This is a genomic window from Aestuariivirga sp. (assembly GCF_044238155.1).
Lineage (GTDB): Bacteria > Pseudomonadota > Alphaproteobacteria > Rhizobiales > Aestuariivirgaceae > Aestuariivirga.
In genome coordinates this window covers 1-24,548 of sequence record NZ_JBIIDX010000006.1, presented here as the reverse complement: position 1 = coordinate 24,548, position 24,548 = coordinate 1, and the positions used below count along the sequence as shown (strand labels likewise).

24 protein-coding genes are annotated in these 24,548 nt (G+C 60.1%); 15 read left to right on the top strand and 9 right to left on the bottom strand.

All coding sequences use genetic code 11. The features are described from left to right. Positions 1-6 precede the first annotated feature (6 nt). Positions 7-3,453 carry a DUF3971 domain-containing protein gene (locus ACILRN_RS01385; RefSeq protein WP_395684818.1) on the top strand — a complete coding sequence of 1,149 codons (3,447 nt, stop codon included), beginning with the start codon at positions 7-9 and terminating at the stop codon, positions 3,451-3,453. Positions 3,454-3,487: 34 nt separating this feature from the next. On the opposite strand, the gene tyrS is transcribed toward ACILRN_RS01385, so the two are convergent. Further along, positions 3,488-4,729, bottom strand: a complete 1,242-nt coding sequence (gene tyrS / locus ACILRN_RS01380) for a tyrosine--tRNA ligase (protein WP_395684816.1) — start codon at positions 4,727-4,729, stop codon at positions 3,488-3,490. A gap of 51 nt (positions 4,730-4,780) precedes the next feature. On the opposite strand from tyrS, the gene ACILRN_RS01375 reads away from it, so the two are divergent. Then, on the top strand, positions 4,781-5,887 hold the full coding sequence (locus ACILRN_RS01375) for an anhydro-N-acetylmuramic acid kinase (RefSeq protein ID WP_395684814.1): 1,107 nt from the start codon (positions 4,781-4,783) through the stop codon (positions 5,885-5,887). Here the strand turns inward: ACILRN_RS01375 and ACILRN_RS01370 are convergent. Both ACILRN_RS01370 and ACILRN_RS01365 read right to left on the bottom strand, forming a co-directional pair. Further along, positions 5,858-6,781 (bottom strand): DMT family transporter, encoded by a 924-nt coding sequence (locus tag ACILRN_RS01370; RefSeq protein ID WP_395684812.1) that lies wholly within the window; start codon positions 6,779-6,781, stop codon positions 5,858-5,860. The two genes, ACILRN_RS01375 and ACILRN_RS01370, sit on opposite strands and share 30 nt — an antisense overlap. Positions 6,782-6,839: 58 nt before the next feature. Further along, on the bottom strand, positions 6,840-7,493 hold the full coding sequence (locus tag ACILRN_RS01365) for an alpha/beta hydrolase (RefSeq protein WP_395684810.1): 654 nt from the start codon (positions 7,491-7,493) through the stop codon (positions 6,840-6,842). 207 nt (positions 7,494-7,700) lie between these two features. On the opposite strand from ACILRN_RS01365, the gene ACILRN_RS01360 reads away from it, so the two are divergent. The 11 genes from ACILRN_RS01360 (at position 7,701) to ACILRN_RS01310 (ending at position 16,982) form a co-directional block, all read left to right on the top strand. Next, the gene (locus ACILRN_RS01360; protein WP_395684808.1) at positions 7,701-8,171 is read left to right on the top strand and encodes an Rrf2 family transcriptional regulator; all 471 of its coding nucleotides are present in this window, start codon (positions 7,701-7,703) and stop codon (positions 8,169-8,171) included. Between the two features lie 56 nt (positions 8,172-8,227). After that, positions 8,228-9,256, top strand: a complete 1,029-nt coding sequence (locus tag ACILRN_RS01355; protein WP_395684853.1) for a cysteine desulfurase family protein — start codon at positions 8,228-8,230, stop codon at positions 9,254-9,256. 7 nt (positions 9,257-9,263) lie between these two features. After that, positions 9,264-10,778: a Fe-S cluster assembly protein SufB gene (gene sufB / locus ACILRN_RS01350; protein WP_395684806.1), complete on the top strand. Its 1,515-nt coding sequence runs from the start codon at positions 9,264-9,266 to the stop codon at positions 10,776-10,778. A gap of 46 nt (positions 10,779-10,824) precedes the next feature. Further along, a complete protein-coding gene (sufC, locus tag ACILRN_RS01345) occupies positions 10,825-11,580 on the top strand; it encodes a Fe-S cluster assembly ATPase SufC (protein ID WP_395684851.1) in 756 nt (251 codons plus the stop codon). Next, the gene (gene sufD, locus ACILRN_RS01340) at positions 11,577-12,749 is read left to right on the top strand and encodes a Fe-S cluster assembly protein SufD (RefSeq protein WP_395684804.1); all 1,173 of its coding nucleotides are present in this window, start codon (positions 11,577-11,579) and stop codon (positions 12,747-12,749) included. The genes sufC and sufD overlap by 4 nt, the downstream gene beginning before the upstream one ends. Further along, positions 12,749-13,969, top strand: a complete 1,221-nt coding sequence (locus ACILRN_RS01335) for a cysteine desulfurase (RefSeq protein WP_395684802.1) — start codon at positions 12,749-12,751, stop codon at positions 13,967-13,969. Before sufD ends, ACILRN_RS01335 begins: the two co-directional genes overlap by 1 nt. 8 nt (positions 13,970-13,977) lie before the next feature. Further along, the gene (locus ACILRN_RS01330; RefSeq protein ID WP_395684849.1) at positions 13,978-14,346 is read left to right on the top strand and encodes an SUF system Fe-S cluster assembly protein; all 369 of its coding nucleotides are present in this window, start codon (positions 13,978-13,980) and stop codon (positions 14,344-14,346) included. 12 nt (positions 14,347-14,358) lie between these two features. Continuing rightward, positions 14,359-14,730 carry a Fe-S cluster assembly scaffold SufA gene (sufA, locus tag ACILRN_RS01325; RefSeq protein WP_395684800.1) on the top strand — a complete coding sequence of 124 codons (372 nt, stop codon included), beginning with the start codon at positions 14,359-14,361 and terminating at the stop codon, positions 14,728-14,730. A 194-nt stretch (positions 14,731-14,924) separates the two neighbouring features. Beyond that, positions 14,925-15,350 carry a c-type cytochrome gene (locus tag ACILRN_RS01320; RefSeq protein WP_395684798.1) on the top strand — a complete coding sequence of 142 codons (426 nt, stop codon included), beginning with the start codon at positions 14,925-14,927 and terminating at the stop codon, positions 15,348-15,350. 444 nt (positions 15,351-15,794) lie between these two features. Beyond that, the gene (locus ACILRN_RS01315) at positions 15,795-16,370 is read left to right on the top strand and encodes a hypothetical protein (RefSeq protein WP_395684796.1); all 576 of its coding nucleotides are present in this window, start codon (positions 15,795-15,797) and stop codon (positions 16,368-16,370) included. 63 nt (positions 16,371-16,433) lie between these two features. Next, entirely contained in the window at positions 16,434-16,982 is a 549-nt protein-coding gene (locus ACILRN_RS01310) for an HdeD family acid-resistance protein (RefSeq protein WP_395684793.1), read from the top strand. Between the two features lie 30 nt (positions 16,983-17,012). Here ACILRN_RS01310 and ACILRN_RS01305 read toward each other — a convergent pair whose 3' ends face one another. From ACILRN_RS01305 to ACILRN_RS01280, 6 genes are all read right to left on the bottom strand, one after another. Continuing rightward, positions 17,013-18,002 (bottom strand): sugar-binding transcriptional regulator, encoded by a 990-nt coding sequence (locus ACILRN_RS01305; RefSeq protein WP_395684792.1) that lies wholly within the window; start codon positions 18,000-18,002, stop codon positions 17,013-17,015. A 16-nt stretch (positions 18,003-18,018) separates the two neighbouring features. Beyond that, the gene (locus ACILRN_RS01300; RefSeq protein ID WP_395684790.1) at positions 18,019-19,089 is read right to left on the bottom strand and encodes an E3 binding domain-containing protein; all 1,071 of its coding nucleotides are present in this window, start codon (positions 19,087-19,089) and stop codon (positions 18,019-18,021) included. A gap of 1 nt (position 19,090) precedes the next feature. After that, positions 19,091-20,083: an alpha-ketoacid dehydrogenase subunit beta gene (locus ACILRN_RS01295; protein ID WP_395684788.1), complete on the bottom strand. Its 993-nt coding sequence runs from the start codon at positions 20,081-20,083 to the stop codon at positions 19,091-19,093. Then, positions 20,083-21,099, bottom strand: coding sequence for a thiamine pyrophosphate-dependent dehydrogenase E1 component subunit alpha (locus ACILRN_RS01290; RefSeq protein ID WP_395684787.1), 1,017 nt, complete (start codon positions 21,097-21,099; stop codon positions 20,083-20,085). The genes ACILRN_RS01295 and ACILRN_RS01290 overlap by 1 nt, the downstream gene beginning before the upstream one ends. 406 nt (positions 21,100-21,505) lie before the next feature. Further along, positions 21,506-21,850 carry a Lin0512 family protein gene (locus ACILRN_RS01285; protein ID WP_395684786.1) on the bottom strand — a complete coding sequence of 115 codons (345 nt, stop codon included), beginning with the start codon at positions 21,848-21,850 and terminating at the stop codon, positions 21,506-21,508. Beyond that, positions 21,850-22,200 carry a Lin0512 family protein gene (locus tag ACILRN_RS01280; protein ID WP_395684785.1) on the bottom strand — a complete coding sequence of 117 codons (351 nt, stop codon included), beginning with the start codon at positions 22,198-22,200 and terminating at the stop codon, positions 21,850-21,852. The genes ACILRN_RS01285 and ACILRN_RS01280 overlap by 1 nt, the downstream gene beginning before the upstream one ends. A 277-nt stretch (positions 22,201-22,477) precedes the next feature. Here ACILRN_RS01280 and ACILRN_RS01275 point away from each other — a divergent pair, with 277 nt between their 5' ends. Continuing rightward, the gene (locus tag ACILRN_RS01275; protein ID WP_395684784.1) at positions 22,478-23,509 is read left to right on the top strand and encodes an ATP-NAD kinase family protein; all 1,032 of its coding nucleotides are present in this window, start codon (positions 22,478-22,480) and stop codon (positions 23,507-23,509) included. An 18-nt stretch (positions 23,510-23,527) separates the two neighbouring features. Then, on the top strand, positions 23,528-24,526 hold the full coding sequence (locus ACILRN_RS01270; protein WP_395684783.1) for a thiamine pyrophosphate-dependent dehydrogenase E1 component subunit alpha: 999 nt from the start codon (positions 23,528-23,530) through the stop codon (positions 24,524-24,526). Positions 24,527-24,548: the final 22 nt, after the last annotated feature.

The following is a 24,548-nucleotide window of genomic DNA, read 5'->3' as shown; positions in this document are numbered from 1 at the left end:
CAGATTTTGCGTCGAGTTGCTCGAATTGGCGGTGTTGGCCTGCTGGCGGTCCTGGCTGTTGTCCTGATCGTCGCCGGCTCATTTTACGTGCGGCTGGCACAGGGCCCTGTTTCGCTTGATTTCATGCGGGCGACGATCGAGAGCCGCATCAACCGGAGCCTCCCCGACATGGTGGTGAGCCTGGGCGGCGTGGTGCTGGAGCGGTCCGAGGAGACAGGCGTGCCCAACGTGCGCCTGCGCGACGTGGTGCTGCGGGACCGGCAGGGAAATCTGGTCGCCCGCGCCCCGCGCGCCGCCATTGGCGTGCGCGAGGGGGCGCTGTTGCGCGGCAGCCTCGTGCCCTCATCCATTGAGCTGATTGGTCCGCGCATGCGCCTGATGCGCAAGCTTGATGGCAGTCTCGAACTGGGTTTTGGCGATGCTGCACCAGAGACCGAGGCAGTCGCCATCGACTCCTTGTCGCCGGAGAGCCCTGACACTCCCGATGTTGCGGAGCAGTCTGGCGAGGCGGGTTTGTCGGGCTCCGTCCTTCTCCAGCTCCTGAGCGGCAGTGCCGAACATTCGGCGTCTTCGATCTCGGCGATCGAGACAATCCGCATCGCCGATGCGCAGATCACCATTCTCGATCAGGTCAATGACGCCGTCTGGGACATTCCGCAGGCTGAACTGGTGTTCCAGCGCATGCCCTACGGCTTTGCCATTGCCGCCAACGCCGCGGTCCTCAACGGCGAGGAAGCCGGCCGCTGGACGGCCGATCTTGCCGCCAATTACCGGCGGGATTCGCGCAGTTTCGCGATCAGCGTGCGCATCAATGACCTGGTGCCAGCCAACGTTTCGGATGAGATCTTCGCGCTCTCCAAGCTGGCGCGGGTCAAGGTGCCGTTGGCCGGGCACGTCGAACTCGAAGTGACCGATGCCGGCCTCGTGACCAAGGCCACGGGTGAATTCACGGCTGCCGCGGGTGAAATTGATCTGCCGGATTACCTCGCAGATCCGCTGGTGATCGACGAGGGTTCGTTGCGGGCTGACTATGATCCGGTAACAGGCAGCATCATCATCACCGACTCGAGCCTGCTGATTGGCAGGTCGCGCGCCCAGGTCAGGGGTAGTTTCCTGCCCGTGCGCAACGGCGAGGGCCGGCTTGCGGCCCTGAAGATCGGGCTGCAGGCAAAGAATGTGGCGATTGACACGCAAGGGCCGAGCCAGGATCCGGCTGCCGTTGATCGTGTCGAGTTCATGGGCAATGCCGCGATCGAGGAGGCCCGCCTCGATATCGACGATCTGATGATCATGTCGGGCAGTGCTGGCATCAGGCTGCGCGGTGCGATCACGGGTGGCAACGACTCGGCGGGCATCCTGCTGTCTGGCCGCATCAAGGATCTGTCGGCGCCCCTGCTCAAGCAGCTCTGGCCGCCGATCGTCACGCCGCGCACGCGAAATTGGGTGAATGAAAATGTGAGCGCAGGCGTCATCACCGATGGCGAACTCGTCATCAACCTGCCCGTCGATGCTATGGCCAAGGCCCAGCAGGCGCGCCGCCTGCCGCCAGGCTCGTTCAGCCTGTCCTTCAGGATGAAGGATGTGACGAGCGGCTATTTCAAGGATCTGCCGCCGGTGCGGGGAGCCTCGGGCGAGGCGAGGCTTACTGACAATGACTTTTTCCTCAGGATCGACGGCGCTGACATTGACTTGCCGTCCGGCGGAAAGGCCCGGTTGAAATCGGCGACAATGCGCAACACTGGCATTCTTGCGGTCGAGACCCAGGCCAACATCGATCTGGATGTGGCGACCGGCGTTCAGCCGTTGCTGGAGTATCTCGACCTTCCTGCGCTGAACCTGATTCAGAACAATGGTCTTGAAACCAAAGGCCTCAAGGGCGAGGTCGAGGCAGATGTGACGCTTGCCTTCCCGATGATCAAGAACCTGCCGAGAGACCGCCTCAAGATAGAAGCCACGGCCAGGCTCACGGAGATGTCGCTCAAGGGGGCGTTGACGGATGCCGATATCACCGACGGCACCTTCGACCTGAAGCTGGCTGATGGCGTGATCGTGGCAACAGGCCCGGCGAAGATCGACGGCATCGCGGCCACGCTCGAATGGACACGCGGCCCTGCGCCGCAATTCACTCAGTCTGCCGTTGTCAGGATCACGCTCGATGGTGAGCAGCGCCAGGCGCTTGGAATTGATCTTGGAACCTTCGCGCGCGGCCCAATCGCGGTCACGGCCAGTATTGCCGATCTTTCCGATCCCCAGGGCAAGCTCGCTGTCTCGGCCGATTTGAGCGAGGTTCAGCTCCGCATTCAGTCGCTTGGCTGGGTGAGGCCGGCAGTGGCCAGGACGTCGGCCCGCTTCACCTATTTCAGCAAGGGCGAGGGCGCGCCCCGCCTCGAAGACCTCGAGATCAAGGGCCAGGATCTGATGATCAAGGGCAGGCTGTCCCTGTTGCCTGGCCGACAGGGGCTGAGATCCGCGAAATTCAGCGAGATCAAGCTTTCGGAGGAAAACCGCTTCGCCGTGGCGATCAAGCCTGATAAGGGCGGTCTGAACATTGATGTGACCGGAAGCAGCCTTGATGCCAGGCCGTTGATCCGCGGCATGTTTGGAGCTCGCAACCGCGACGAGGCCGCGCAGCAGAAGGCAGCGATGGCTGGTGCGAGCGGGCCTGTCCGCATCAATCTTGATCTGGCCAAGGTGTATGCCAATCGTGGCGAGATCATCAAAGGCGTCAGTGGCTTTTTCACAACGCGCAAGTCTCTTCTCGAGCAGGCTGAGGTTTCCGGCACATTCCTCAGTGGTCAGCCGATCGTCTTCCGGGTTCAGCCGGTAGAAGGTGGGCGCGAGATGCGCATCAATGGCCGTGATGGCGGTGCCGCCATGCGTGCTGCAAATCTTTACTCCAAGGTGGCGGGTGGTCAGATCGAATTTTATGCGCTGCTGAGCAAGGATGGCGCATCGGTGCCACAAGGCAGGCTGGTGCTGCGAAATTTCGAGGTCCGCAATGAGGCGGCCCTGGCCGAGCTCGACTCCCGCGGCAAGCCGAAGCGTGACGGGCCGCGGCGCGAATCTCTGTCCTTTGCCAGGCTCAAGCTTCCGTTCTCGGCTGACAGCGAGTTCATCTGCATTGGTGAAAGCCTGGTGCGCGGCCCCGAGCTTGGCGCCAGTGCTGCCGGTCTCATCCGGAAATCGGATGGCGCCATCGACATCGCAGGCACGATCATCCCCGCCTATGCCATCAACGCTGCGGTGGGCGATATTCCACTCTTCGGCGACCTTCTCACGGGCGGGCGCGGTCAGGGGCTGATCGGCGTCACCTTCGCGCTCGGCGGCACCATCGACAAGCCGCAATTCCAGATGAACCCGATGTCTGCGGTGGCGCCCGGCTTCCTGCGCAAGTTCTTTGAGTACAGCAGCCGGTGTGAGCCGCGAAAAGCCGAAGCCGCCTCTGGCGACTAGGGCCGGAGCGGGCTCGACCCGGATATCTTCTTCGTCACTCTGCCTTCACCAGCACGTGCTTCTTTTTGCCCATCGACAGCTTGATCGCGCCATCGGCCAGCAGGGCCCGTGTCAGCACCAGTTTCTCGTCGGCGACGGGCTCGTCATTGACGCGCACTGCCCCGCCCTGGATTGAACGGCGCGCCTCGCCATTGGAAGATGCAAAGCCGGCCGCCACCAGTGCCGCCAGAAGCCCTGTGCCGCCGTCAAGATCTAGCGTCACCGTGGGAAGCCCGGCGGCACTCTGGCCCTCCTCGAATGTGCGGCGCGCGGTTTCGGCCGCGGCCAGGGCCGCCTCCCGGCCGTGCAGCATGGCGGCGGCTTCGGTGGCCAGCACCTTCTTGGCCTCGTTGATCTCGGAGCCTTCGAGCGCGCCCAGTCGCGCGATCTCATCCATCGGCAATTCGGTATAGAGCTTGAGGAAGCGCGTCACGTCGGCGTCTTCGGCATTGCGCCAGTACTGCCAGTAGTCATAGGGCGAGAGCATGTCGGCGTTGAGCCATACGGCGCCTGCTGCCGTCTTGCCCATCTTTGCGCCCGATGAGGTGGTGAGCAGCGGCGAGGTCAGCGCATAGAGCTGGCGCTGGTCACAGCGGCGTCCCAGTTCGATGCCGTTGACGATATTGCCCCACTGGTCGGAGCCGCCCATCTGCAGCACGCAAGCCTCGCGGCGCGAGAGTTCGAGAAAGTCATAGGCCTGCAGGATCATGTAATTGAATTCGAGGAAGGTCAGCGGCTGCTCGCGCTCCAGCCGCAGCTTCACGGAATCGAAGCTCAGCATGCGGTTGATGGTGAAGTGCACGCCATAATCGCGCAGGAAGTCGATGTAGTTCAGATGATCGAGCCAGTCGGCATTGTTCACCATGCGGGCATCGCCCGGTCCCTCGCCGAAGCTCAGGAACTTGCCGAACACCTGGCGGATGCCAGCAAGATTGGCGGAGATCTGTTCAACCGAGAGAAGCTTGCGCGATTCATCCTTGAACGACGGGTCGCCGATCTTGGTGGTGCCCCCGCCCATCAGCGCGATCGGGCGGTGGCCGGTCTTCTGCATCCAGCGCAGCATCATGATCTGCACCAGCGAGCCCGCGTGAAGGGAGCTGGCGGTGGCGTCAAACCCGATGTAACCCGTTATGGCGCCCGCTTTGGCGGCGGCGTCCAGTCCTTCGGGGTCGGAGATCTGGTGAATGAAGCCCCGCTCTGACAGGATGGCGAGGAAGTCGGACTTGAACTGGCTCATGAAACGGCAACTTTCGCGAAGGGCTGCGGGCTCTTACCACGGAGCATTCTGGTGTCAAAACCGCTGACCGCGCTGGGCCTGATGTCGGGCACCTCGCTTGACGGCATCGACGTGGCGCTGCTCCGCACCGATGGTGAGGACGTGGTGGAACGCGGGACCGCTGCCACCTATCCCTATCGGCCAGATCAGCAGGCCATGCTCCAGGAGGCGCTCGAAGTGGCCAGCACGCTCGAAACTCGCGAGGCCCGGCCTGGCGCGCTGGCCGAGACCGAGCGGCAGCTCACGGAGTGGCACGCCGAGGCCGTTACGCGGTTCCTCGCCTCACACGGCCTCGCGCCGTCTCAGGTCGATGTGATCGGCTTTCATGGGCAGACGGTCATTCATCGTCCGGAGCGCCGCCTCACGGTCCAGCTTGGTCTTGGCGCGCTGCTTGCCCGGCGCGTTGGCGTGCAGGTCGTGCATGACTTGCGCGCCGCCGATGTGGCGGCGGGTGGGCAGGGGGCGCCGCTCGTCCCGGTCTACCACCGGGCGCTCGCGGCCGGGCTTCCTGAGCGGCCGGTCGCCTTTCTGAACATCGGAGGGGTCGCCAATCTGACCTGGGTCGGGTCGGACGGCAGTCTCCTTGCCTTCGATACCGGGCCTGGCAACGCCCTCATCAATGACTGGTGCGCGCGACATACGGGGGTGTCATTCGATCATGACGGGGTTTTGGCGTCTCGCGGCCAGGTCAACGCGGATGTGCTCGGGCAGCTACTAAAAAACAACTTTTTTGCAACCGCAGCACCGAAGTCGCTCGACCGCAACACGTTCAGGACAACCTTGCTGGATGGCCTGTCACCTGCTGATGGTGCGGCAACGCTGACGCGTTTTACGGCAGCTGCCGTTGCGGCCGGCCTCGGGCTGCTACCGGAGCAACCGAAACGGCTGATCATTTGTGGCGGCGGTCGGCACAATCCTGTGCTCATGCAGGAGTTGAGAAAAAGTGTTCAAGAAACTGTAATAAAATCAGAAAATATAGGAATTGACGGTGACTCTCTGGAGGCCGAGGCATGGGCCTATCTCGCGGTCCGCAGCCTCAGGGGTTTGCCCATCAGCTTCCCCGGCACCACTGGGGTGCCTGCGCCGCTGTCAGGCGGCGTTCTTGCGACGCCTGAATAGCTGAAGCGCCCGGCCGTCGATGATGACGAGGGCAAAAACGATTACAATCGCGCCTGCAATCTCCCGGGGCTGAACAGTTTCACCGAGGAAAATCAGACCCAGGGCGATGGCGCAGGGAGGAATCATCATGGTTGCGAGCAGTACATTGGCGGCACCGGCCTGTTCGACGATTCGGAAAAAAACGATATAGGCCAATGACGTACAGACCAGTGCCAGCACCAGGATTGCCAACCAGCCCATCCATGGCGCGTGCAGCAGTTGGATTGGCTGGTCAAAGCTGAAGGCCAGCACCAGCATGATGCCGGATGACACCAGGAGCTGGCCGGTTGCCATGCTGAGAGGCGCCACGCCCCGGATCATGCGTTTTGCCCAGAGGCTGCCCATCCCGTAACTTGCGGCGGCGGCCAAACAAAGAAGGATTCCAATGCTTTGGCTTCCCTCTCCCAAAAGAGTTGCACCCTTCAGTATGGCCACCCCCAGAATGCCGATGGCGATGCCGAGCACCTTGCGCAGGATCAGCGGCTCCAGCCCTGCTGCAGCGATGAAGGCAACCCCGAACATCGGTGAGGTGGCATTGATCACGGAGGCCAGCCCGGCCGTGATCATGGTTTGGCCCGTGACGATCAACGTGAATGGTATCACATTGTTTAGAATGGACATTCCGACGATAGCCAGCCATGTCGACCGGTCCCGCGGAAGTCTGCCGATCAAGATCAGATGCACCGGCAGGAGTGCGATGGCGGCGAGTACGATCCGCGACATCACGATGAGCAGCGGCGAGAGGGACTGCACTGCAATCCCGATGAACAGATACGAGCAGCTCCAGATCAGCGAAAGCAGTACCAGCAGTCCCCAGTCGCGTAGATGAATGTGAGAAGCGGCAGCAGCCGGCATCTACTTATCCCTCTCGCGGTGCTGAAAAACACACCATTTCAATAAAATACCTGTCCGCCTACAACTGCCCTTCCGCCGCCAGCCGCTTGTCGAGGTAGGTCGAGCAGATCTTCGAGAGTTCGTCGATCTTGTCCTGGAAGAAGTGGTTGGCGCCGGTGATCACCTTGTGCTCGACGGCGATACCCTTCTGTGTCTTCAGCTTGGAAACCAGCGTATGCACCGCTTCCGGCGGGGTCACCGTGTCCTTCTCGCCGTTCACGAACAGCCCCGAGGCCGGGCAGGGCGCTAGGAAGGAAAAGTCATAATGTTTTGCCAGTGGTGCCACCGAGATGAAGCCCGAGATCTCAGGCCGCCGCATCAACAACTGCATCGAGATCCAGGCGCCGAATGAAATGCCGCCGATCCAACAGATCTTGGCCTCGCGGTTGAAGGACTGCAGCCAGTCCAGCGCGGAGGCGGCGTCGGAAAGCTCGCCGGCGCCATTTTCGAACACGCCCTGGCTTCGCCCAACTCCCCGGAAATTGAACCGCAGCACTGAAAATCCTCGGCTTTGGAACATCTGGTACATCGCATGAACGATGGGATTGTTCATGGTGCCACCAAAACTTGGGTGCGGGTGCAGAAGAATGGCTATTGGCGACCCGGGTGCTTTGGAGTGGTGGTAACGGGCCTCGATGCGGCCCGCTGGGCCGCCGAAAATCACTTCCGGCATAAAGCTTTAATCCTCATCGGAGCAACCGCGATGGAGTTATCCGGCAAAACCCAGTGCCGAATAATTGACTCCTGTACTCGGGTTTTCTATATCCTTGTTTAGAATTGTTCGAAACTTACCGGCCACAGCCATTCCTGAGCTTTGCCTTAGCACGGGAGAGGGGTGGAAAATCAAGGATTTCCTGCGCTTGGATTTGGACGGCGAATCATGAAGATGAGCACCAAGGGTCGGTATGCGGTGATGGCGATGATCGATATTGCCGTCCATTCCGGAGGCGAACCCGTTTCGCTTGCCGAGATCGCAGAGCGGCAGGACATAAGCCACGAATATCTCGAGCAATTATTCGGCCGTCTGCGCAAGGCGAAGTTGGTGGAGAGTGCCAGGGGGCCGGGTGGTGGCTACCGCCTTGCACGCGACAAAAGCATGATTCCGGTTGCCGAAATCATTGCTGCCGTTGACGAGGAGTTGCAGTTCACACGTTGTGAAGGTGATGCCGTCGAGGGCTGTGTAAAGGGCGAGCGCTGCAACGCCCATGACCTTTGGTCAAGCCTGGGCCGCCAGATGATGTATTTCCTGTCATCGATTTCACTCGAAGACGTGGTGGAGAAGCGCAACCTGGCGCTCGCCGCCACCATCAAGCAGGCCAAGGACCGCCACCCCGAGGGGACGGCGGCGTGAGAGTTTACCTCGACCATAACGCAACGGCGCCGCTGCGGCCCGAAGCCAAGGCAGCGATGCTGGCCGCCATGGCGGTGACCGGCAACGCCTCCTCGGTGCATGGCGAGGGCCGCGCCGCCCGCCAGCTGGCGGAGGAGGCACGCGAGCAGGTGGCCCGTGCGGTGGGCGTGATAGCGCCCATGGTGGTGTTCACGTCAGGCGGCAGCGAAGCCAATAATCTGGCGCTCAAGGGTGCCCCTGTGGAGCGGCTGATCGTTTCGGCGGTGGAGCACCCATCGGTGCTGGAGGCGGCCAGAGCCTCGGGCAAGCCGGTGGAAGTGCTGCGTGTGGATGGCCAAGGTGTTGCGGATCTGGCGGCGCTCGAACGGCTGCTGGCCAATGGCCCGCGCGCTCTGGTGAGCCTGATGCTCGCCAATAATGAAACCGGCGTCATCCAGCCGGTGGCCGAGGCCGCGCGCTTGGCCCAGGCCCATGGCGCGCTGATGCATTGTGACGCCGTGCAGGGGCTGGGCCGGATGCCGGTCAATTTCGCGCTGCTGGGTGTGGACATGATGACGCTGTCCGCCCACAAGCCGGGCGGTCCGGTGGGGGCCGGCGCGCTCATCGTGCGCGATGGCCTGGCGCTGACCCCGCTGATCGATGGCGGCGGCCAGGAATCGCGCCGCCGGGCGGGCACCGAGAATCTCATCGCGCTGGCGGGCTTCGGCGCCGTGGCGCAGGCGAAACTGCCCGATATGACCCTGTTGCGTGACCAGCTGGAGACGGGGCTCGATGGCGCCATGATCCTCGGCGCCGCCGCGCCACGCCTTCCCAACACCACCTGTTTCGCGCATCCCGGCATGAATGCGGAGACGTTGCTCATGGCCTTCGATCTTGAAGGCATCGCCGTTTCATCCGGTTCGGCATGCTCGTCGGGCAAGGTGGCGAAATCGCATGTGCTTGCCGCAATGGGGATGTCGCCTGAGATCTCTCATGCGGCAATCCGCGTATCACTAGGCTGGACAAGCACTCATCAAGACGTTGACCAATTCATCGCTGCGTGGCGCAAGATTATCGCGCGCCACAAGGCAAGGGCCGCCGCCTGAGGGAACCATGGCAGACACCGAGACCATCGAACTCGTCAAGGACATCGACGTCGACAAGTATAAGTACGGCTTCACCACCGATATCGAAGCCGAGTTCGCGCCGAAGGGCCTGAGCGAGGATATCGTCCGCTTCATCTCGGCGAAGAAGAACGAACCTGCCTGGATGCTGGAGGCGCGGCTTGAGGCCTATCGCCGCTGGCTCACCATGGAGGAGCCAACTTGGGCCAAGGTGAGCTACCCCAAGATCGACTTCCAAGACCTTTATTACTACGCCGCGCCCAAGGGCACCGCCGCGCCCAAGAGCCTGGACGAGGTCGATCCGAAGCTGCTCGAGACCTATGCCAAGCTCGGCATTCCGCTCAAGGAGCAGGAAATCCTGGCCGGAGTGCGCAAGCAGGGCGAAAAGAGCGAGCTCGACGAAGCAGGCGGCGAATATGCCTCCGGCAAGGTGGCGGTTGACGCGGTGTTCGATTCCGTCTCGGTCGTCACCACCTTCAAAGCGGAGCTCGCCAAGGCCGGCGTCATCTTCTGCGCGATCTCGGAAGCTTTGCGTGAGCACCCGGAACTGGTGAAGAAATATCTGTTCTCGGTGGTGCCGCAGGCCGACAACTATTACGCCGCGCTCAATGCGGCGGTGTTCTCCGACGGCTCGTTTGTTTATGTGCCGCCGGGCGTGCGCTGCCCGATGGAGCTGTCCACCTACTTCCGCATGAACGCCAAGAACACCGGCCAGTTCGAGCGCACGCTGATCATCGCCGACAAGGGCTCCTATGTGTCCTATCTCGAAGGCTGCACCGCGCCGATGCGCGAGGAAAGCCAGTTGCATGCCGCGGTGGTCGAACTGATCGCGCTCGACGACGCGGAGATCAAATATTCCACCGTGCAGAACTGGTATCCGGGCGATGCCGAGGGCAAGGGCGGAGTCTACAACTTTGTCACCAAGCGCGGCGATTGCCGCGGTGCGCGCTCCAAGATTTCCTGGACGCAGGTCGAAACCGGCTCGGCCATCACCTGGAAATATCCAAGCTGCATCCTGCGTGGCGAGGAATCGCGCGGCGAATTCTACTCGATCGCCATTTCCAATGGCCGCCAGCAGGTCGATTCCGGTACCAAGATGATCCACCTCGGGCGCAACACCTCAAGCCGCATCATCTCCAAGGGCATCGCCGCGGGCCGCTCGGACAACACTTACCGCGGCCTGGTCTCGGCGCATCGCAAGGCCACCAATGCGCGGAACTTCACGCAATGCGATTCGCTGCTGATCGGCGACAAATGTGGCGCCCACACTGTGCCCTATATCGAGGCCAAGACCTCGACCGCCCAGTTCGAGCACGAGGCGACGACATCGAAGATTTCTGATGACCAGATGTTCTACTGCATGTCGCGCGGGCTTTCGCAGGAGGAGGCGGTGGCCCTCATCGTCAACGGCTTCGTGCGCGACGTGATCCAGCAGCTGCCGATGGAATTCATGGCCGAGACGCAGAAGCTGATCGGCATTTCGCTGGAAGGAAGCGTGGGGTGATGCCCGCACCGAATTCCTCAAGACAAGGTGAGACAAAACCGTGAACCTGCTCGATATCCAGAACCTGCACGTCAAGCTCGAAGACGAAGACCGCGAAATCCTCCGTGGGCTGACGCTCTCCGTGAAGCCCGGCGAGGTGCATGCCATCATGGGCCCCAATGGCTCCGGCAAGTCGACGCTGTCCTATGTGCTGTCGGGCCGCGAGGGCTATGAGGTGACGGAAGGCTCCGTCACCTATAGGGGCGAGGACCTGCTGGCCATGCCGCCCGAGGAGCGCGCGGCCAAGGGCGTTTTCCTCGCCTTCCAGTATCCGATCGAGATTCCGGGTGTGGCCACCATGCAGTTCCTGAAAGTGGCGCTCAACGCCCAGCGCAAAGCGCGCGGCGAGAAGGAGCTCTCGACGCCTGATTTCATGCGGCTCGTGAAGGACAAGGCGGCGAAGCTCAATGTCAGCCAGGACATGCTGAAGCGCCCGGTGAACGTGGGCTTTTCGGGCGGCGAGAAGAAGCGCGCCGAAATCCTGCAGATGGCGGTGCTGGAGCCGTCCCTTTGCATTCTCGACGAGACCGATTCCGGCCTCGACATTGACGCCCTGCGAGTGGTGGCGGACGGCGTCAACGCGCTGCGCTCGCCCGACCGGGCGATGATCGTGATCACGCACTACCAACGGCTGCTGGAGTATATTGTGCCGGATTATGTGCATGTGCTTTCCGCCGGGCGCATCGTGAAGTCGGGCGACAAGAGCCTGGCGCTTGAGCTTGAAGAGAAGGGCTATGCCGGCTTCACGAAGGATGCGGCATGAGCCAGGCCATCGCCAGGACGGAGGCTGAACGGGCGCTGGGACTTTCCCTGCCGCACCGGCGCATGGAGGACTGGCGCTGGACCGACCTGCGCCAGCTGATCGACCAGCCCTATCCGCCGCGCCAGCAGGTCAGCGCCGCTCCCGCCGATGTCGAACGCCTCATGGCGCGATCGCCTTTCAAAGGCATTCCCGCTAGTCGCATGGTGTTTGTCAACGGCCACTATGATGCCCAGCACTCGAAGCTCGCCAATGGCTGGGTCGAGTCGAAGGCCGAAGCCGATGATCCGCTGCTGCAGATGAACCTGGCCTTCGCCACCGATGGTGCAAGGCTGAGGCTTCAGGGCAATGAGGGTCGGCCGCTGGAACTTCTGTTCATCGCCACCGATGCCGCGCCGCGCACCACCGCCACTCACAATGTGATCGAGGTCGTGGATGATTCCTCGGCCACCATCATCGAAACCCACATTGGCGAGGGCAGCTATCTGTCGAGCAGCGTCACCGAAATCCGCATTGGTCACAACGCCAGGCTGGACCGCGTGAAGGCCGAGATCGAGGCCCCGGGCGCCACTCATCTGGCCCATGCGCATGTGACGCTCGCCCACAGCGCCACGCTCAGGGACTTCACGGTGACGGCGGGCGCGCGCCTCAACCGCCAGAACGGCACCTATCGCCTGAACGGCGAGTTCGCCGATGCGCGGGTGTCGGGCGCCTATCTGCTCGGCGGCCGCCAGCATGCCGACACCCGCCTCGTGGTCGATCACCAGCTTGCCAATTGCGTGAGCCGGGAACTGTTCAAATGCGTGATGGACGGCCAGGCGCGCGGCATCTTCCAGGGCAAGGTGATCGTCCGGCCCGGCGCCCAGAAAACCGACGGCAAGCAATCAAGCCATGCGCTGCTGCTGTCTCCCACGGCTGAATTCGATGCCAAGCCGGAACTCGAAATCTACGCCGATGACGTGGTGTGCGGCCATGGCGCCACGGCGGGAGAGCTGAACCACGATCATATGTTCTATCTCATGTCGCGCGGCATTCCGGAGGCCGAGGCCAAGGCGTTGCTGATTTCAGCTTTCGTGGGCGAGGCCTTCGAGGCCATTCACGACGAGGGCATCCGGGCCGCACTCGCCGACTATGCCGAGGCGTGGCTTCTGCGCCAGGGGAGGGCAGGCTGATGTCCCTCGATGTTGCCGCCATCCGCCGCGATTTTCCGATCCTGTCGCGCGAGGTTTATGGCAAGCCGCTGGTCTATCTCGACAACGCCGCCTCGGCGCAGAAGGCGCAGCCGGTGCTCGATGCGATGATGAAGGCCTATACGGAGGACTATGCCAACGTCCACCGCGGCCTGCACTATCTCTCGAACGCCGCCACCCAGGCCTTCGAGGACGCGCGCGAGAGCGTGCGCCGCTTTCTCAACGCCGCCTCCACCGAGGAGATCATTTTCACCCGCAACGCCACTGAGGCCATCAACCTGGTGGCGCAGAGCTTTGGTGGCATGGTGCTGGGCGAGGGCGATGAGGTGGTGCTGTCGATCATGGAGCACCACTCCAACATCGTGCCGTGGCATTTCCACCGCGAGCGGCGGGGCGTGGTGCTGAAGTGGGCGCCCATCGACGAGGATGGCAATTTCCTGATCGAGGAATTCGAGAAGCTGCTGACGCCGCGCACCAGGATCGTGGCCATAACCCAGATGTCGAATGCGCTCGGCACCGTCGTGCCGGTGGCGGAGGTGATCCGGCTGGCGCATGCGCGTGGCATTCCGGTGCTGGTCGACGGCTCGCAGGCGGCTGTCCACATGGCGGTGGACGTGAGTGCGCTGGATGCCGACTTCTATGTCTTCACCGGCCACAAGACCTACGGGCCCACCGGCATCGGCGTGCTCTATGGAAAGAAGGCGTTGCTCGACCGCATGCCGCCCTATCAGGGTGGTGGCGAGATGATCTCCGAGGTCACCACCGAGGCCGTCACCTACAATGAGCCGCCGCATCGCTTCGAAGCAGGAACGCCGGCGATCGTGCAGGCGATCGGCCTTGGCGCGGCGCTGGATTACATGCGCGGCATCGGGCTTGAGAACATTGCCGCGCATGAGGCGAAGCTGCGCGACTACGCCACCGAGCGGCTTTCGGCGATCAATTCGCTGCGGATCTTCGGCCGTGCCCGGAACAAGGGCGCCATCGTCTCCTTCACCATGGAAGGGGCGCATGCCCATGACGTGGCGACCGTGATCGACCGGGCGGGTGTGGCGGTGCGCGCCGGTACTCATTGCACGCAGCCGCTGCTGCAGCGCTTCGGCGTCACTGCCACTTGCCGTGCGTCATTTGCCATGTACAACACGCTTGAAGAAGTGGATGCACTGGCTGAAGCGCTGATTTCCGCCCGGAGGATATTCGGATGAGCGAGGCTATGACCGAAACCCCGGCCGAGGCCGGAACCGCGCCCAACCCGTCAGCCATTCCGCCGGACGAACTGGCGCGGCTCACGGATGACATCGTGGCGGCGCTTAAGACCGTTTATGACCCCGAAATCCCGGTCGACATCTATGAGCTGGGCCTGGTCTACAAGGTCGACATCGACGATGAGCGCAACGTGGCGATCGAGATGACGCTGACGGCACCCGGCTGCCCGGTGGCCGGCGACATGCCAGGCTGGGTGGAGAACGCCGTCTCCGCTGTGCCCGGCGTCAAGAGCGCCAAGGCCACCATCGTCTTCGATCCGCCGTGGGACCACAGCCGCATGTCGGATGAGGCCCGCGTTGCCATGAACATGTGGTAAGGAGGCTTTGTGATGACATCCGCCGCAGCACGTCCGCGCCCGCAGATCATGAAACTTACCGACGCCGCCGCAGACCGCGTGCGCGAGATCATGGCCAATGCAGGGAAGCCGGTGGCGGGCCTGCGCATCGGGGTCAAGAACGGCGGCTGTGCGGGCATGGAATACACGCTGGAATGGGCCGAGGACCAGAAGCCCTTCGACGAGGTCGTCGAAGACAAGGGCGTGAAGATCCTGATTGACGCCAAGGCGATGATGTTCCTGCTCGGCACCGAGATGGATTTCCAGACCTCGACGCTGAAATCCGGCTTCGTGTTCAATAACCCGAACCAGGTCTCGGCCTGCGGCTGCGGCGAGAGTGTGCAGCTGAAGCCTGCGTCAGCGTAGGGCCGGGTAAGCGGTTGACGTTCCTCTCATCCACCCCCGGGCTTGACCCGGGGGTCCTCTTTGATGGCTGGCAAGAAAGAGGATGCCCAGATCAAATCCGGGCATGATGACTATGTGCGTGGAACATGATCTTGCGGATCAGCGCCCCGCCGCCCTAAGCTCGTTTCCGGCGCAAGATCGAAAGTGAGGTTCGCATGGTCAAGTCACGCATCTCTGCGGTCATCCTGGCATTGGCGTTGGCTGCCGGCTCCGCGCAGGCCGCCGATGTTTCCAACGGGCTTATCTCCGGCGAGGCTGATTTCAAGATGTATTGCGCCAGCTGCCATGGCGAGACCGGCAAGGGCGATGGCCCCAAGTCCTTCGGCCTCAGCACGCCCGCGCCGGACCTCACCACCCTTACCGCCCGCTACGGCGCATTCCCGCGCGAGCGGCTGGCCGAGCTGGTCGACGGGCGCGCGCCGCTTGCCGGCCACGGCACCCGCGAAATGCCGGTGTGGGGCGTGTGGTTCAAAGAAGAGGCCGCTGACGGGCTCGGCGGCGCTGAGGGCGATGACAGCACGGTGGCCCGCCGGGTGGCGAACCTGATCGACTATATCGCGACGCTTCAGGGCCTCAACTGACCAGAATGATAGCGGCAGGGTGACCCTCCCGCGGCGTAATGAATTTCGACGTGCGTGGTGACTATTGGCTGATATGCCAGTGTCCTCTATGGGATTCGATGACACCGCGTCATGGACATTGCAGCTTGTTCACTTATGTGGGGAGAGTTTGACGGTCCCGCGGTTCGCCGCCTTCCGGCGGGACGTTGCCGGAAGACACGGGAGGTGCATGCCGCGAAACGCTTCTGCGCTGGCCACTAAAGGCCTTGCCAGTGAACTGGATGTCTCGGGTTGAATCAGGCCCGATCCCGGGGGTTGGCTGCAGACTAATCTTCCTTCTTCTCTGGGCAGATGAACGTATCAATCATCGTTGCGAAGCGCAAAAACACCCAAAAGCGCCGGCACTGCGTGTCTTTACGGATGCCGCCACAGGTGTCGCCTGTGCTCAGATCAACTGGTGATTGGGTGATTCACGAAAAAGGTGTTGGGATGCTGGCAAGGGTGTGGATGGTGGGTATCGTCGTTGCGTTCGGTCTGGCTCTGGCCGGCTGTGCGGGCGTGGCTGTCGAGGGAGCCAGCATAGCGCGCGACAAGGCAGAGGCCGAGATGAACATGGCAGCTGCAGAGTCTGGAAACGCCGAAGCCCAGTACAAGGTCGGAAAGTCGATGTGCTGCGCCTTGGACAACGATGGACCAAGCTTTTACAATACTCAGCAATCGGTTGCATGGTTGTGCCGGTCAGCTGCTCAGAATTATGGTCCAGCTGCTTTGAAGCTGGCGGAGATCTATTCCGGCGACATCGTGTCGGGGCCTCGCATGATGCGGCGGGTGGCAGCCAAGGTTGCGGATCCCCGCACCAATCTGCCGGTATCCTATGCATGGTATCAGCGTGCGGCCGCGCTGGGTGAGGTCGACGGGGGCAAGGCGGCGGCCAAGATCTGGACACAGATGACGCCGACCCAGCAGGCGGAAGCTGAAGGGCTTGCCAAGGGACAATCGCCGCTTGCCTGTGAGTGGTCACAGGTGATCGGTGCCAGTTGATAGGATTTCCCGGACCGTCGGGTTTCTGCTAGCCTGAGTTCATCGAGACGGGAGACCGAAGCCATGGCCATGCGAACCTTCTTCACATCCTTGTGGCGAACCATTCTGCTCCGGGGATTGGCCAGCCTTGCCTTTGGCATCTTGGCGTTTATCTATCCCGGCATTACGCTTGGGATTGTTGTCACGATTTTCGGTATCTATGCGCTGGTTGACGGGGCGCTCGCCTTGTGGGGCTTGTTCAGGGGGCAGGCGGCGGAACGCTCGGTGACCGGTCTGCTCACGGCCCTTGCAGGCATAGCGGCGGGCTTGGTTTGCCTGTTGTTCCCTGGCTTCGCCGTTGTCTACGTGGTGTTGCTCATCGGTCTGTGGAACGTTGCTGCTGGTCTGCTGCAGCTGATTGGCGCGATCGCGCTCCGGAAAGACATAGAACACGCAGGGCTTCTCGCGTTGTCTGGCGTGATCGGAGCCGTGCTGGGTCTGCTGATTGTCTTCTATCCGGCAGATGCAACGATCAGCATCATCTGGATTATTGCTGGCACTGCCGTCATCGTTGGGATGGTGTTGCTGGTCTTCGGCTGGAAGCTGCGGGCTGCAGCGAAGCGCATTGGCTGAGCCGACCCGTAGCTCAATGGTGACGTCGACCTATCGCTTGAGAAGTTCCTGTGCAGTCCCCTCGTCGGTGATGAGAACGTTGCAGTCAATGAGCTTGATGGCGCCCATCAGGCTTTCGACCTTTTCGAGGCCGCCTGAAGCGATGATGCGGATTGGAGTCTTGCGCAACTGCTCGATTGGCACCGACATCACCCGCCGGTTTACGGGATGATCAACGAGGTGCCCCTCAGCATCGAAAAAATTGTACAGAAGGTCGCCAACCGCCCCAAGATCGAGAAGCTCTTGCCGTTCCTCCGCGCTGATCAGATCAAATCGGAATGCCGTTGACGTTGGCGACATAGTTCCCACGCTCAGCAGGGCAAGATCGAGACGTTCGGCGCGGCGCAGAATGTCATACAGGCCGCATCGCTCTATCAGCGTTTCCCGAGTAGTGGCTGAGTCTACGACGGCTGGCGCCTGAAACAAATAACAATCCGCATCCATCAGGCGCGCGAATTGCCAGGCGAACTCGGCTGGATTGAATCGCCTGGCCTGAACAATGCCGCCAAGCAGCGAAATCACTTCCATGTCAGAGGTTTCGCGCGGCGCAAGGGTGGCGAGCGATTCATAGAGGGTTGCTCCCCAACCCACACCAACCGTCATGCCGTTTTCGATGATATCGGAAACATGGATTCCGGTGGCCACACCGATTGATTTCGTCGCGTTATCGGAGTTCACCGGGCTTGGAACAACAACCGCATCCTTGAGCCCAAAGCGACGCTTCAGATCGGATTCAAGCGAGAAGCATTCCGAGACATCCCCATCAATCCAAATCTTGACCTCACGTTGGCGGATGGCCTCATTGAGGTTACGTACGACCGTGACACGGCCAATACCTAGCCGCTCGGCGATTTCATTCTGCGTCAGGCCCTCAACATAATACATCCAAGCAATACGCATGCGATTGCGGGCGATACGACCAGAGCCGCGCTCGGATTTGGGCTGAGAGCGGACTGTACGAGCAGGGGACTGGTCAGTCATGGTGTAGAGTAAGTTCTCATGCCAGCATCAATAGTGGATCTTCCAAGAACCGCCGGAATGCCGATAGGATTTCCGTTGCCGCTGGAACTCCAAGAGTATTGGGATCTGCGAGGAGCGTACAATTGGTTTCGCGCACTGTAATTACCTTGCCATCTACAATTGCGACACGCTCAGAGAGTGCTCCAACTGAGATGCTCAACATAGTTGGTGGATCAAATGGCACGGTAAACTGCTCGATACCAACGCCATCGGCAAGGAAGGTCCAAAGCATAGCTGCTGGCGACGCAGGGGCTGAATGTAAGGGGTTTTCCAATGCTTCAGCTATCCTTGCCAGTGGTTGGCGCGCAGCATGATGAATGATGCCGGCTGTACCGCAACTAACCACCAGTTCGCTGGAACGAAGTGTTGTCATATCGGGACCCTGGTGTAGCGCCAAGGCCAGCGCCTTTACAACAAGTGCATCGATCGGGATCATCCACTGCGGCGTGCCATCAGGGTTCTTGGGCGCAGAATCATTAATCCGCACAAGTAATTCGAGTAACCGGTCAAGTCTGCAGACCAGACTCATCATCATAGGCAGTGGGCGATTGCGGCCCGCCTGTCCAGCAAGGCGAACGTCATCCGCGGTAATGCGGCCAGATGGCCCACTGCCGGCAATTGCATTTAGCGCCAAGCCTGCCTCACGGGCCATTCGGCGTGCAAGCGGGGTAGCGCGGATTATGGTTTCTTGATCTGGCCGCGTTGCGATCAACTGAGGCTGCGGTGCAGGTTGGAACGTAACGAGATCAGGCTGGATGGCATCTGGAGGCGAACGAGAGGGCAGGGCAAGGTGTGTCTCGGGAGTTTCACCTTCTTCGAAGATATACGCTACAGCAGATCCGACCGGTGCCATACCGCCTGCTGGAACAAGAATGGTTCCGAGGATGCCGTCGGTAGGCGCGTCGATTTCCATTGCAGCCTTGCCGGTTTCGATTTCAAAAAGTGCAGCACCGCGCACCACTCTGTCACCTTCGCGGGCATACCACGTTCTGATGGTACCGTTCGTCATGTCCATGTCGACGCGGGGCAGGATGACTTCAAAAGCCACGTCAGATACGTCCTCGTACCAGGGCTCGCAGTCCGGCGACGATATCGGGGACTTGCGGCACTGCGGCCTTCTCAAGGACGGGATTGTAGGGAATAGGTGTCTCGGCGCCGCCAAGCCGAAGGATCGGTGCATCCAGATGATCAAACGCCTCACTCTCGGCAATACGCGCGCTAATCTCGGCTCCGATACCGAGCGTCTTCACGCCCTCATATACGCATGCGAGTCGGGTGGTCTTCTTGACACTCTTGACGATGGTGGCGGTGTCGATAGGCCTGAGGCTGCGGAGGTCAATTACCTCGGCCTCGATACCTTCTGCTGCAAGATGTGTCGATGCCTCAAGAGCACGATGGACCATGATGCCCGTCGCGACGACAGTGACATCAATCCCCTGGCGTGCGACATCGGCTTTTCCGATGGGCACGCGATAAGGTTGCTCTGGGACCTCGCCTTTCATCTTGTAGAGCAGCTTATGCTCAAAGACCATGACAGGGTCGGGGTCGTCGATTGCAGAAAGCAACATGCCTTTTGCATCCGCTGGTGTTGCGGGCTGAATTACCTTGAGGCCAGGTACATGTGCGAACCAAGCATCAAGGGACTGAGAGTGCTGAGCGGCTGCACCTGTCCCGGATCCCGCCGGGAACCTCATAACCAGCGGTACATGCACCTTTCCTCCCAGCATGAAGCGCAGCTTTGCCGCCTGATTTACGATCTGCTCCATTGCAAGTGTGGCAAAGTCCGAGAACTGAAATTCGAGCACCGGCTTGCAGCCAGCAAGAGCAGCGCCTACCGCAACACCGGCCTGGCCCAGTTCCGAAATTGGAGCATCCATCACACGCTCTTCACCATAGCGATGCACCAGGTCGCCGGTCACCTGGAACGCTCCACCATAGATGCCGATATCTTCGCCCATCAGAAACACGCTCGGGTCGGCATCCATGGCTTGAGCCAATGCCTCCTGAACGGCTTGTGCGTAGGTTAACTCACGCGCTGTCATCAAGCCGCCTCAGGCGAATGAACATCACGACCGAGATACTCCGGGCTTGGATCTGTGCCCTGTCTGGCAAACTCAATGGCATCCGCAATTTCTGCCTCTGCTGACTTGCGCACAGCAGCGATTGCCGGTTCATCAGCTATGCCATATGCCATGAGTTCTGCTTCAAAACGGGGTAGGGGGTCCTGGGCTTTCCAGGCCTCAATCTCTTCCTTACTGCGGTAGCGGTTGCGGTCAGAACGTGAGTGGCCACGAGTCCGATAGGTCTTGCACTCTATCAGGCTTGGACCTTCGCCCAGTCGGGCCCGTTCCACGGCGTGGGCGGCCGCTTCCTCGACGTCGGCTACCGAGTTGCCGTCCACGATAACACCTGGCATGTTGTAGCCAGATGCGCGGTCAGCGACGTTTGCGACTGCCATTGATCGCTCGGTTGAAACCGACATACCATACTTGTTATTCTCGCAGACAAAGATGACAGGCAGCTTCCAAAGGCTCGCCATGTTGAGGGCTTCGTGAAATGCCCCCTCATTGGATGCGCCGTCTCCAAAAAAGCAGAGGGCGACATTGTCGCGTTTCTGCTTGCGAATGGCGAGTGCAGCACCCACTGCAATTGGCAGTCCCCCGCCTACGATGCCGTTAGCACCGAGATTGCCAGTCGAGACATCGGCAATGTGCATGGAGCCACCACGCCCGCGACAATAACCCTCCTCCTTACCGAAGAATTCAGCGAACATCAGTTTCGGATCAGCGCCTTTGCCGATGCAGTGGCCGTGGCCGCGGTGGGTGGAGGTAATGTAGTCAGACCGGCGCAGTGCCATGGTTGCTCCGACGGCGCTGGCCTCCTGCCCAATCGAGAGGTGCATGGTACCGTGGATGAGGCCTCGCATATAGGCTTCCTCCGCTCCCTCTTCAAAACGGCGGATCAGATGCATTCGATGGAGTGCAGCCAGTAACTCGTGACGGTTGTGCCGTTGGTAGAACGGACGGGCGTTTGCCTTGATGCTGCCGAAGGCGTTCATGGCACTGTTCCTCGCGGGCGTGGCAGAATGCCAGCCATAATCTGAATTATATGATACTTTTGTTCTCGTGATTATCAATAAGTATTAGAAATGGTTGAATTTTGAGATGTTGCGGCGCACACTTGCTTCTATTCTGAGTCAACTAATGCGAATTCTTCCTCGGTGTTCTCGTTTTGGTTGTAAATCATCCAGGGGCACATCATCCAGAACATCGGTTGGAAAATTGGCCAAGACAATTGTCCGGTCGTGCTCATGATTCTGTAGTACGACCATCATCTGGTTTCAGAGCCTGGCAAAACCAGGCGAATTGAATGAGTTCAAGAATTTCAGCGGTGGATGAGACGTTCTCCAAGGAGCCAGTTTGCTACCTAACCTGCAACCGGAAAACCCAACATGTCATGGATTGTCAAATTGAAAGAGGTATGCGGACTGCCACCGCTGCGGTGGCAACGACTGATGCTCCGCCGCGCTCGTCATCCGGTACGTCAAGCCCTCCCCTGACCACTTTCACGGTTACTTGGCCATGTGGCAGGCTCTTGGCGACTGCTGTGGTGTCTACTTTCTCAGGCTCTTGGACGCCGATCGTGACCTCGATCTGCATTTCCGAAGGTGCGATGTTGAGGGTCCGAAGAAAAGGCAGGGAAGAGTGGTGGATGCAATCCTGGACGGCGCGTATTGCCGCCTTTGTATAGTCACCTCCGTGCATGTCATTGCCGTGGCCCATCTCAAGAATAATGCGCTTCAGGACCATCAGGGTGTCTCCGGCATGTCGAGATAGACGATGGCTGCTGCATTTGCGATCACAGTCAAGTTTGTGCCCTCATCATTCATGATCTCGAGACCTCCTTCGGTCACATCAACGGATGACGTTCCATAGGGGAGCACCGCCGCTACTGCCGCCTTATCCACACTCTCGGGTTTTGGTACGCCAATCAGCACCTTCACATGCATTTCCTGCGGTTTCCTGCCAAAGGCTGGCGCAATGGTAAGGGAGTTGTGCCAGAGCGCATCTTTCAGCGCACGAATGGCAGCCTTGGTGTAGTCTGCCCCCGTCAGGTCAGTACCCATACCCAGTTCCACGATCACGCGGGTGAGAGCCATTTTGAATCCCATGAAATTCAAGACTTGACGTTGTCATCATCTCGTAGACCGAGGTTGGCTGCAAGCTATGTTTGCACATCAAGTTCATCCTGAATTCTTTTTCCGATGAATTCCTTCGCATCCGCAAAACAATGGCGTAGATGGTTGGATTGATATGCAGAAAACCTTATTGCTCTTTGGGGCAAGTGCTGCTTTTCTGCCTCTTCGAGGCGAGGACAGATTAGGCCTTACCGCTTGGCGGCTCAGCTACGCGGTTGCCCAGGATTGAGGTAGGTTCATGGCCGTCGCCATTGGCATCATAGCGAACCCCGTGTCGGCGCGCGATATCCGCCGGGTGATCGCCAACGCCACCGCTCTTCAGATCACGGATCGAGCCAATATCGTGCTGCGGGTTTTATCCTGCGTTAAGGCCTGTGGCGTCGACCACGTGTACATGATGCCTGAAAATGGTGGCATACGACATCATGTTCGCCGCGGCATTGACCGCGCTGAGAACCAGGGGCTCAAGCATTTCCCGCAGATCGAGTATCTTGATTTCAAAATCTCCGGAACGGTTGAGGATACGCTCAAGGCCGCCCGGTTGATGAAGGAGAAGGGGGCAAAGGCTATTGTGGTGCTTGGTGGCGACGGTACGCACCGTGCCGTCGTGACCGCTTGCGGCGATGTTCCTATCGCGGGGATATCCACCGGAACAAACAATGCGTTTCCAGAGCACCGGGAGCCGACCATCACGGGATTGGCAGTTGGGCTTGCCGTAACTGGCAAGGTACCGCCGTCCGAAGCGTTTCTACCGAACAAGAAGATCGTCGTACGGGTCAATGACCACGATGAAATTGCGCTCGTCGATGTAGCGGTTGTAACCGAACGCTATATCGGTGCCCGTGCTCTATGGCGCACGGAAACCTTTCGCGAGCTGTTTGTTACCTTCGCTGATCCCGAGGTCATTGGCATGTCTGCGATTGCGGGTCTGCTGAGTTATGTCTCAAGGCTTGATCCAGGCGGATTGCACGTTAGGCTCGGACCCGAAGACGAGGCCAATATCCTCCTCGATACACCGATTGCACCGGGCTATATGCGAGGCATCGGCATTCGTGATTTTGAACCGATGGTAGCTGATGTAAAATACAGGCCTTCCATAACGGATGGCTCAATTGCCCTTGATGGCGAGCGTGAACTGGCCTTTAGTAGAGATGATCGTGTCACTATCGAGTTGTTGCAGAATGCTTTCAAGACCGTGAACGTGAGAGGCTGCATGCACTATGCGTCCCGCCACGGACTGATGCGCCTTGAACCCAAGATAAACGCCTAAACCACAGGGAGGATGGCTATGACGGCTCCGAACAGTACTGCGGGAATTTTCCCACTGGACAAGAAGGGTTTGCTGAAGGCCTATCGCACGATGCGGACAATCCGCGAATTCGAGGAACGCCTGCATGCCGACTTCGCCAAGGGCGATATACCCGGCTTTGTTCACCTATATGCCGGTGAGGAGGCTGCTGGCACGGGCATCATGATGCATCTCGAGGATAAAGATCGAATCGCTTCCACCCACCGCGGACATGGTCATTGTATTGCAAAAGGGGTTGATCCCAAGGAGATGATGGCAGAAATTTATGGCAAGGCAGCGGGCTCCTGTCGTGGCAAGGGTGGGTCGATGCACATTGCCGATCTCTCCAAGGGAATGATGGGTGCCAACGGCATTCTTGGTGCAGGTGCCCCTCTGGTGTGCGGGGCGGCTCTTGCCGCCAAGTATCGAGGCGATGGCGCTGTGGCGATCTCCTTTGTCGGAGACGGAGCCTCTAATCAAGGGACATTCCTTGAAAGCCTAAATCTTGCTGCAGTTTGGAATCTCCCAGCAATATTTGTCGTCGAAAACAATGGCTATGCAGAATCCACATCCCGTGACTATGCAGTTGCTGTCGATTCGTATGTCGACCGGGCTGCGGGTTTTGGTCTTCCCGGGGTCACTGTAGACGGGTTAGACTTTTTCGCCGTTTACGAAGCGGCGGGCGAGATTATCAAGAGAGCTCGCGAGGGTGGCGGTCCGGCACTGCTCGAATGCAAGATGATCCGCATGTATGGTCACTTTGAGGGTGACCAGCAAACTTATCGTGGCAAGGGCGAGCTTGAGGATATCCGTGCCAATAAGGACTGTATAAAGATCTTTTCCAGCCGCGTGATGGAAGCCGGAGTTATCAATCGTTCCGAGCTTGAGCTTATTGACCGCGAGGTCATATCCGAAATCGAGCAGGCTGTGGCTTTTGCCAAGTCTGCGCCGTTACCAACGGCAGCAGATCTCGTCACCGACGTATATGTCAGCTACTGATCCGAAGGAGATACAGATATGG

Coding starts and splice junctions, on each gene's coding strand:
- ACILRN_RS01305 (WP_395684792.1), bottom strand. CDS start 18,002: ATGACTGACCAGTCCCCTGCTCGTACAGTCCGCTCTCAGCCCAAATCC.
- ACILRN_RS01280 (WP_395684785.1), bottom strand. CDS start 22,200: ATGGCTCTCACCCGCGTGATCGTGGAACTGGGTATGGGTACTGACCTG.
- ACILRN_RS01310 (WP_395684793.1), top strand. CDS start 16,434: ATGGCCATGCGAACCTTCTTCACATCCTTGTGGCGAACCATTCTGCTC.
- ACILRN_RS01365 (WP_395684810.1), bottom strand. CDS start 7,493: ATGCCGGAAGTGATTTTCGGCGGCCCAGCGGGCCGCATCGAGGCCCGT.
- ACILRN_RS01270 (WP_395684783.1), top strand. CDS start 23,528: ATGACGGCTCCGAACAGTACTGCGGGAATTTTCCCACTGGACAAGAAG.
- ACILRN_RS01360 (WP_395684808.1), top strand. CDS start 7,701: ATGAAGATGAGCACCAAGGGTCGGTATGCGGTGATGGCGATGATCGAT.
- ACILRN_RS01285 (WP_395684786.1), bottom strand. CDS start 21,850: ATGGTCCTGAAGCGCATTATTCTTGAGATGGGCCACGGCAATGACATG.
- ACILRN_RS01320 (WP_395684798.1), top strand. CDS start 14,925: ATGGTCAAGTCACGCATCTCTGCGGTCATCCTGGCATTGGCGTTGGCT.
- tyrS (WP_395684816.1), bottom strand. CDS start 4,729: ATGAGCCAGTTCAAGTCCGACTTCCTCGCCATCCTGTCAGAGCGGGGC.
- sufD (WP_395684804.1), top strand. CDS start 11,577: ATGAGCCAGGCCATCGCCAGGACGGAGGCTGAACGGGCGCTGGGACTT.
- ACILRN_RS01290 (WP_395684787.1), bottom strand. CDS start 21,099: ATGAACGCCTTCGGCAGCATCAAGGCAAACGCCCGTCCGTTCTACCAA.
- ACILRN_RS01295 (WP_395684788.1), bottom strand. CDS start 20,083: ATGACAGCGCGTGAGTTAACCTACGCACAAGCCGTTCAGGAGGCATTG.
- ACILRN_RS01275 (WP_395684784.1), top strand. CDS start 22,478: ATGGCCGTCGCCATTGGCATCATAGCGAACCCCGTGTCGGCGCGCGAT.
- ACILRN_RS01330 (WP_395684849.1), top strand. CDS start 13,978: ATGACCGAAACCCCGGCCGAGGCCGGAACCGCGCCCAACCCGTCAGCC.
- sufA (WP_395684800.1), top strand. CDS start 14,359: ATGACATCCGCCGCAGCACGTCCGCGCCCGCAGATCATGAAACTTACC.
- sufB (WP_395684806.1), top strand. CDS start 9,264: ATGGCAGACACCGAGACCATCGAACTCGTCAAGGACATCGACGTCGAC.
- ACILRN_RS01355 (WP_395684853.1), top strand. CDS start 8,228: ATGCTGGCCGCCATGGCGGTGACCGGCAACGCCTCCTCGGTGCATGGC.
- ACILRN_RS01370 (WP_395684812.1), bottom strand. CDS start 6,781: ATGCCGGCTGCTGCCGCTTCTCACATTCATCTACGCGACTGGGGACTG.
- ACILRN_RS01335 (WP_395684802.1), top strand. CDS start 12,749: ATGTCCCTCGATGTTGCCGCCATCCGCCGCGATTTTCCGATCCTGTCG.